Annotated in this window: 8 protein-coding genes; all 8 read right to left on the reverse strand. The window is 37.5% G+C overall.

The features are described from left to right. On the reverse strand, positions 1-269 hold a 269-nt coding region (locus AC06OU_RS00490; RefSeq protein ID WP_475853370.1), incomplete at its 3' end, for a trigger factor family protein. A 498-nt stretch (positions 270-767) separates the two neighbouring features. Further along, the gene (locus AC06OU_RS00495; protein WP_475853371.1) at positions 768-1,952 is read right to left on the reverse strand and encodes an anhydro-N-acetylmuramic acid kinase; all 1,185 of its coding nucleotides are present in this window, start codon (positions 1,950-1,952) and stop codon (positions 768-770) included. Positions 1,953-1,992: 40 nt separating this feature from the next. Then, positions 1,993-2,940 (reverse strand): GNAT family N-acetyltransferase, encoded by a 948-nt coding sequence (locus AC06OU_RS00500; protein ID WP_475853372.1) that lies wholly within the window; start codon positions 2,938-2,940, stop codon positions 1,993-1,995. Between the two features lie 10 nt (positions 2,941-2,950). After that, on the reverse strand, positions 2,951-3,928 hold the full coding sequence (locus AC06OU_RS00505) for an N-acetylglucosamine kinase (RefSeq protein ID WP_475853373.1): 978 nt from the start codon (positions 3,926-3,928) through the stop codon (positions 2,951-2,953). Positions 3,929-3,989: 61 nt separating this feature from the next. Next, positions 3,990-4,856 carry a MurR/RpiR family transcriptional regulator gene (locus tag AC06OU_RS00510; protein ID WP_251553447.1) on the reverse strand — a complete coding sequence of 289 codons (867 nt, stop codon included), beginning with the start codon at positions 4,854-4,856 and terminating at the stop codon, positions 3,990-3,992. Positions 4,857-4,919: 63 nt separating this feature from the next. Further along, on the reverse strand, positions 4,920-6,758 hold the full coding sequence (locus AC06OU_RS00515; RefSeq protein ID WP_475853375.1) for a metallophosphoesterase family protein: 1,839 nt from the start codon (positions 6,756-6,758) through the stop codon (positions 4,920-4,922). A 14-nt stretch (positions 6,759-6,772) separates the two neighbouring features. Next, entirely contained in the window at positions 6,773-7,693 is a 921-nt protein-coding gene (gene murQ, locus AC06OU_RS00520; protein ID WP_475853376.1) for an N-acetylmuramic acid 6-phosphate etherase, read from the reverse strand. Between the two features lie 10 nt (positions 7,694-7,703). After that, the coding region (locus AC06OU_RS00525; RefSeq protein WP_475853377.1) for an exo-beta-N-acetylmuramidase NamZ family protein at positions 7,704-8,751 on the reverse strand (1,048 nt) is incomplete at its 5' end.

The following is an 8,751-nucleotide window of genomic DNA, read 5'->3' on the forward strand; positions in this document are numbered from 1 at the left end:
CGATCTACTGGATCGATTCCAGCTTCTTCAACTGCTGAAGAGTATGCTTCTGGAAGGATGAAATCTAATGCGTCTTGGAATAAAGATTCAACTCCGTACATTTTTTCGAAAATTTGACGTGGCATTTTCCCTTTACGAAAACCAGGTGCATTAATTTGTTTAACCACTTTCTTGAATGCTTGGTCTAAACCTTTGTTTACTCCATCAGCAGCAACTTCAACTGTTAAAAGACCATTATTTCCTTCTTGTTTTTCCCATTTAACTGACATTTATTCTACCTCCAATAAATAAATTACAATAATTTAGTAGCCTGTATATTAAAAGTTTGAAACTTAACAGGACAGTTTTTCACTAATTATATTGACAACTTGTATATTATAGCATAACTGACTAGACTTTCAACATTATTGATATACAAGTAAGCTCGCCTATTTTCCTAGTAAACTTTTTTCTATATGCTATGTAAAGGTTTCAAAACTATTACCTAATCAGATAACCTTCATTACTTATAATCCTTTAATCCTTATAGGGTTGTCAACTATAAAATCGGAATTACTGTCTTTCCTATTCATAAAATGAATTGAATTGAATTGAATTTATAATTTGGCTATGTAAAAGGTTAGGGTTGACTTATGATGCAAAGAAACATTAGATCAAAGAGTAAAATTGATTTTTCGCACTAGCCAGACGGTTTACTCGGGGGGAGCGATAAGTCATCATCCGTCATTAACACACGCAGTTTTGATATTTTAGCTGTCTCAATCAGCCTACACAATCAAATTTCCCCAAGCTATTTTGCCCATAACAACTGCTTTTTTAGCCCCGGTAGCGGCAGGAAGGTTATTTGTTTTTTTCTTTAAGCATTGATAGCCTAATAAAGCGAAAATTACCGCCTCTTTAGCATCTGCGCTTATTTCATATGCTTCCATTCCAACTACAGAAACACGATCGGACATATAAACTTGCAGGCTGTTGAATAGTGTCAAATTATGTCTCCCTCCGCCGCTAACGATTACTTCCTCTATCTCTGCAGATTCAATAAATTTTAAAATCTCTGTAGCAATCGTCCGTGCAGTTAATGCAGTAATGGTAGCAATCCGATCCTCCAGACTAATAGCTAGATGTTCAGCTTCCTCCCACAGTATTCTCGCAAATTGAGTTCCAAACATCTCTCTACCGGTGCTTTTTGGGTAATTCTGATGGAAGAACGGATAAGCAAGTAGCTTAGTTAGCCATTTTTCATTCACCTTACCGCTTGCTGCTATAGCTCCATCGCGATCATAGTCATGCTTCCCATTTGTTGCCCAATTGACAAATGCATCAATGATCATATTTCCCGGGCCGGTATCGTATGCAATAACCTCCGATGCTGTAGCTCCTTTCGGAAGGACAGTTATGTTAGCAATTCCTCCTATATTAACGAGCACTCTCCCATGACTCTTATTCGTATAAAGCATATGATCAGCATAAGGGACTAACGGAGCTCCCCCTCCACCTACAGCCATGTCTCGAGTCCTAAAATCACCCACAGTTGTAATACCGGTACGTTCAGCAATTACTGCTATGTCTCCTATTTGTAGAGTGGATGTAATATCTCTTCCTTCAATGTTAATTGAAGCCGGCTGGTGAAAGATAGTTTGACCATGGGAGCTTACAAGTAAAATATCTTGCGGCGTTAAATTTGCTTGTTGAATAATAGATAAGGTAGCTTCAGAGAAGATTTCTGCTAAATACATATTCATGCTACTAATGTCTGCTATTTTTGCTATTTCAGGAGTGCAAATTTCTCTAAGCTTTTGTTTTAGTTCCCTTGAGTAAGGGAGTGACAAATACGTTACCAAATCTATTTGTAAATTGTCATTAGTATCAATCATTTTGATGAGAGCTGCATCTACTCCATCAAGTGATGTTCCGGACATAAGACCAACTACATAGCTCGTTTGCTCTTCCAAATACATCTCTCCCTATAAAGAAATTAATAGTAAAAGCATATTAGAGCACTTTTCTATAAGAGGTATAGCCTTTCCAAACCTCATAATCTAATTTACGATAAAAATCGACAAGCCCTGTCCAATCAATGACAATATGTTTAATGTCTCTATTTCTTAGAAAAGCTATAGCAGCTTGTACGATTGCTATACCGTAGCCATTACCGCGTTCTACGGAATCGACTCCCAACGGTCCTATCCCCCCTAATTCTTGGCTGAATAGAGGTGCCCAATACACGTTTTGAGCGATTAAAGGTGAGCTATTATCGTTTATCCTTGAAAATCCAATAATCTTATTTTCTTTTTTAAGAACGGCAAACTCTCTGCCATTCCCACCCTTTTGGAAATATTGATGAGCCTCGTATTCCCACCTCCCTGGGAAGCATCGATGTAAAAATGCAAGGAACGCCTCCTTTTCCTCATGCTTTAATATCGAAAATTCAACATTAGGTAGGGCAGGTAATTCTTTCGCTACCTCTCCCTCATATTTACAGAGCATATCGAACTCTTTTCCAAAAGAATGATAGCCTCGTGTTTCAAACCAATTTTCATAGCTATCTAACGGGACACCAGGGAAATAATGCCATGGGTCTTTTCCTAATAATATTTCCTGTATTCCAGCTAATTGAAAAGCCTGCTCTGCATGTCTTAATAGAGTAGACCCGATTCCCTTGTTACGGTACTCATGATGAACAAGAATTACTTGAATCCAGCCTGTTTTATCCTTCATCGGTATCTCTAATTCTTCCTGCCACCTTTTACCTACTACAAAGCCGATTATTTGACCTTCCTCATTTACAGCTATTCGCGAAGCATCATAGCAAATATTTTCATCCTGAAAACTATTTTGTTCAAATAGCTCCTTTCGCATTGGAAAATCTCTTCCTAGCTCTTGATTCCACAAACTCACCAATTCATCTAGTCTACCTAACTGCCATTCTATCAACTGCATGCTTTTCACCTCAATTATCATAGTTTGTTCTATTAAATGTTTCTAAAAAATACTCATCTATTTCTATATTTTCTTCTAAAAGAGCAGCAACTACTGCCCCGCCTGCCGGTAATATTTTAGGGAAGATTATATCCACATGAATACCTTCATTTTTAATCGTTCTTTCGATTGATTCTTTCAAAACGTCATATCTATTAAAAAGTCCACCTACTAAAACAACTCGTATAACATCATTCCCTTGGCTGAATAGCTGCTTTACAAGAGCAGATATAGCCAATCCAAGCTCTGTTCCATTCTGATCGATGATATGCTTGGCCATGAAATCATTACGTTCTAACGCCTTCATAACAAGCACCGTGAGAGAGGATATCAGCTTTTTCGGATTTTCTGCCTGATAAATAACCGGAATAATATCCGGTAATTGTTCTTTATTGAAATGCTGGATAAGTAGGTCAGACAATAATGTTTGTTCAATGAGACCATCTCTCGCTTTAAAGGCAGCTTCTAATGCATCTCGTCCAATGGCATATCCACTACCTTGATCTCCAAACAGATGACCCCATCCTCCTACACGCGCTCGATCGGAAGCTTCATTTACACCGTATGTAATTGCTCCAGTTCCAGCAATTTGGACTACCCCTGGTTTTCCTATTGTCCCGGAATAAAGTGCTGTAATCGCATCATGGTCTATAGTAATACTTACCTCTGAGGAAAATAGAGGTTGTAGTATTGCTTTTAAGGTGTCTTGATTGGTTATATTGCCCGCTCCTGCCATACCAGCAAATACACGCTTTACTAGTAAGAAATTTTGTGGTGCCAATTCTTTTAGTTCCCTTATAAGCTTTTGCAGCTCTGATTGGACAGCTATTTTGCCCGTACTATTAATATTAGTTCCACCAACCGTTGCTTTTGCTACTACTTCACCTTTAGATGTAGCAATGATTCCAGTAGTTTTCGTTCCTCCGCCATCAATCCCTAATACATACATTCTCTACACCCCTTTTGACAATAAACAAGCCAACTCATAGAAGAGTCAGCTTATGAATAAATTATTTCTTTGAATCTTTTGATAGAAAATTGACCGCATCTCGAGTAGCATCTAAATACTTAACCGTTTCTTCATATTGAAGAGAAGCAACTCCCATGAACAAAATATCCACCACTTGCAGCTGTCCAATTCGAGACGAGGTAGCGCCACTACGAAACGTTGATTCTCTAGTGGCAGACGTATATAGCTTAATGTCTGCAATTTTAGAAACGATAGAGTTACCATATTTCGTAATACTGATAATAGAGATACCCTTTTCCTTAGCAAGCTCTAAAACTCTAGCAACTTCTGATGTCTCTCCAGAAAAGGAAATTGCCACAACCACATCCCCTTTTTCAGCAGTAGCTACGAGTGTCATTGCTAAATGCATATCTGGAAAGGCATAAGAGTTCTTGTTAATACGTAAAAACTTTTGTTGAGCATCTTGTGCAATGATATTAGAAGCACCTACTCCAACAAAATGGATTGTATTGGCCACTCTAAGTAGGTCAATAGCTTTTTCTAATTCTTCGGTATTTAACATTTCAGCCGTTTCTCGAATCGTTTTAATACTATTGTTTGTCATCTTATCTATTATCGACATAATCGGTTCGTTCGGTTCTATATCCCTAAAACCATGCTCTGTTGTCTTTTGTAAATCTCCTGCAATTCTTAGCTTCAGATCTTGTAAGCCTTTTAAATCTAATGACTTGCAAAGCCTGATGACTGCTGCCCCACTAGTTGAGCTTCTTTTCCCTAATTCGACTGCAGTTAAAGAAATTGCCTCTTGAGGATGATTTAATATATATCTTGCAATTTTCTTCTCAGAGGGTGGCAATGTATTCACCATTTCATTTAGCATAACTAGTCCACCGTTGGCAGATGACATAATTTATCCACTCATTTCTTCCTTGAAATAGCTATTTAACTCTACCTCTTCATTTGGACTAGGTCACTGAGGTAGTAAGTTAAAAGGCTTGTATTCATAATATATACCGTTAGATTGTATATGGAGTAGCCCGTAACCAATGTTATTCTCCTGCTTCATCACATATTTTTTTGGTGAGGCATTGCCTGTGATAATGTATCTCACACCGCTAACTTCCCATTGGTCCTGCGTATGTAAATGTCCAAATAAAACTACAATGTCTCTAGAAGGTAATTCTTTTTTGTGTTCTCTAAGGATTTCTACTAATTGAACGGAATCTTCATATACCATTTCATGTGCAGTTCCGAAATGGTCCCTAGTAGGTACATGAGTAAGTACTACAATATGCTTTTGCTCATGGGTAGATAATACTTCCTTCAGGTAGGTTAACTGGGTTGAGTCTGAAAGCGTGAGACTTTGCTCTAAAGCACTGTTTAAAATGATAAACAGTACTTTCCCATAAGTAAAATGATAGGATGGTGAACCCATAAAGCTCTGATATAGTGTTAAGTTTCCTCGAAATGCTTCATGATTCCCAGCAAGCGTTAATATGGGAATGTGTTTCTTTATATCCGAAAATAGAGATGTCTTCGCTAACTTAAATTCCTCTTCCGTCCCTTGATCTACAAAGTCACCCATATGTATGATAAACTCAGGTGCTTTCTCCAATGAATGTACTAAAGCAGCATTTCCATGCTCCAGCGTATGTGTATCTGGAATTATGCCTACTATAAAGTTTTCCTCGTCTATCGGCCCTTTTATAGATTGAACAACAAAATTTTGCTGATATGGGTCCATTTCATTTCCTGCTCGATCCTTTGTATGAATAGAAAGTTGATGTGGACCATCTATTAAATGAGTACTAGATATTGCAAATCCCCAGCCTGTTTCTTCGTCATAGAACACTTTTTGCTTTTCATTATTAATAGTAAGAATTATATCTTTCTTTTCAATCCCACTATGTTCATCACAAAGTCGAAAGCCAATCCGTGGTGTAGCTGTATGAATAACAGCGGAATCAGTTGGTGTGACATCAGATATAATTGGACATTCATGATCTTCACTTAAATCTATTAAATAATTTTTTTCTAGATGCGGTACCGACCAATTACCAGCCAAATCTTTTACTTGGATGCTAACTTTACAACTTCCCTCTTGAAGTTCTTTTACATGATAAGATATTTTATTCGCTCGAACAGAAGGAACAACCAATGTATTATTGATTTTCATGATTAAAGTATCGAAATCTACACCTGACATGTCATCGCTCACTACTGCAGAAAAGACAAAGGAATTTCTATATATCTTCTCCTTTTGAGGTAATATGTCATTAAAAATTGGTCCCGTTAAGTCTTGATCATCTACATATACAAATGTAATATGATCCAAATAGAACTTTCCATTAATACTGGAGTCTTTTTGATTAACCAAATTTGTTTCTACTGCATATATTTGCTCCAACCTTAATGGAAGCTTCCAGTTTTGCTCCAACTCTACATCTAAGTATTTCCATCCATTCCAGCTAATATTTCCATTTGTTAAGTTAATTATCTTCCGTTCATTATCTCCATCTATTATTGTTGCTCGTAGCCATGGTGTTTTTCCATCACTATGGACCCACACTGCCAGTTTTTTTGGCATATGCTTTGTCACTAGCTTCTTTTTAAACTTGATATACATAGCTCCATTTCCTTTAACCCAGCCTCCGTAGTTAAAGCTAACCTCTAAGCTATACTCTCCATGCTTGACGTGTTCCTTGTTTAAAGATAAATAATAGGAGGAGACAAAGGAATGATTGGTTTCATAGTCACTAAGATTGGCATTATTGAAATCGTCCAAGATTAGCTTCTTATGTTCCTTCATCCTTTTCCCTCCTCTTATAATTTCATGTCCGCTATTTCTATAGCTTTTCTTACAAAACCGTTTGCCTGTTTAATATAATCTATTGCCTCTTCATAATTAACATTAGCTTTCATCATTACTATCGCAGGTTTCACTTCATTATTTGCAAGCTCTAAAAACTCTTCTGCCTCTTTATATGACCGGTTAGTAATCGTTTGAATAATACCCTTCGCTCGCTCTTTTAGCTTTTCATTGCTAACGGAAACATCTACCATTAAGTTTTCATAAACCTTACCTAGCTTAATCATAACCGTTGTTGATATCATATTTAAAATGAGCTTATGTGCAGTAGCTGCTTTCATCCTCGTAGACCCCGTAATTACCTCTGGTCCAGTCTCTACCTCAATTTTAATAGTAGCATGCTCACTGATGGAGGAATTTTTGTTTGCAGTTAAACTGATTGTTTGTGCACCAATCTCATTAGCGTATTCTAATGCCCCAATTACATATGGCGTTCTTCCACTCGCTGCTATTCCTATCACAACATCATAACTAGTCAAAGCTCTTTCTCTTAAATCCTCTTTACCTTTCGCTGGACTATCTTCGGCACCCTCTACCGCTTTTTCGAAAGCTGAAAGTCCACCTGCCATAACAGCCTGCACTAAATTAGACGGTGTCCCAAAGGTGGGTGGACATTCGACCGCATCTAAAATACCTAGTCTCCCACTTGTTCCTGCTCCAACATAAAATAGTCTTCCACCAGATTTCAATGAGTTGAATACAGCCTCTGCAGCCCTTTCAATATTATCTATTTCATCCTGTACACATTCAGCGACACGTTTATCCTCTTCATTAATCATTGCTAAAATGCTTTTAGTAGACATATGATCAATGTTTATGGAAAGGTTATTTCTCTGTTCGGTTGACAGTTTATTCAAATTAGATAAATCATTCATTTTAATCATCCTAGTTATATATGTCGTATATTTTCTTTTCTTTTTGAAAGCCTTCTATTAAATCTTGACAATTCTCTATATATTCTTTTGTCGTTCCATTCCAAATACTTTCCCTTATGCTTTTAGAGCCAGCCAACAAGTCAAAGAAATACTTCTTCTGCTCATTTTCTATAAATGAGAAGTCATCTGGATACATTTCTGCGATTGTCTCTATAAGCAACAGACCAGTTTCCCATGCATTTAATGTGTGACGATCGACAATATGTAGCTGAATTCCACTGCAAATAACATTCATATGCTTTTGATAGGTTGGCTTAAAAGAAATAGGTCTTGCGATAACTCCTTCTATCTTTTTCTCATTAAATGCCTTTGCAAGCCTTTGCCCATCCACATAAGGAGCACCAATCCATTCAAAGGGCCTTGTAGTGCCTCGCCCTTCAGATAAGTTAGTTCCTTCTATTAAACAGGTTCCAGGATACAATACATTCATATCAATGTTAGTAGTATTTGGAGAAGGGGGTACCCACAATACAGGAGTGTCATCAAAGTACATAGCACGATGCCATCCCTCCATTGGAACAACTGTTAAATCACAATTGTAGCCAAACTTATATTTAAATAACTGCGCAAGTTCCCCTACAGTCATCCCATGCCTATTCGGAATAGGTAGCAAACCAACAAAGGAGCGAACATCCTCTTCCACAAGATTTCCTTCTATTCGGTCACCAGAAATCGGATTTGGTCGATCCAATACAACAAACTGTTTTCCTTGCTCTCCACAGGCTTCCATTACATACGCCATTGTATAGATGTACGTGAAGTATCTCGAACCAATATCCTGCAGATCAAAAACAATTACATCAACAGATTCTAACATCTCTTTTGTAGGCTTCCTTGAATCACCATATAGACTGTAAACCGGAAGATTTGTGAAAGGGTCTATCGAAGACTCGACTCCCTCTCCTTCTTTCGCATCTCCACGAATCCCATGCTCTGGACCATATAAGGCTGTAAGATTTATGCCCGGATGATCGACAAATAATTCAATAGTCGGAGTG

The sequence above is a fragment of the Psychrobacillus sp. genome, from assembly GCF_056205495.1.

Excerpts from the sequence above, each read along its gene's own strand:
- AC06OU_RS00500 (WP_475853372.1), bottom strand. The coding sequence starts at position 2,940 with ATGCAGTTGATAGAATGGCAGTTAGGTAGACTAGATGAATTGGTGAGT.
- AC06OU_RS00505 (WP_475853373.1), bottom strand. The coding sequence starts at position 3,928 with ATGTATGTATTAGGGATTGATGGCGGAGGAACGAAAACTACTGGAATC.
- AC06OU_RS00510 (WP_251553447.1), bottom strand. The coding sequence starts at position 4,856 with ATGTCATCTGCCAACGGTGGACTAGTTATGCTAAATGAAATGGTGAAT.
- AC06OU_RS00515 (WP_475853375.1), bottom strand. The coding sequence starts at position 6,758 with ATGAAGGAACATAAGAAGCTAATCTTGGACGATTTCAATAATGCCAAT.
- murQ (WP_475853376.1), bottom strand. The coding sequence starts at position 7,693 with ATGAATGATTTATCTAATTTGAATAAACTGTCAACCGAACAGAGAAAT.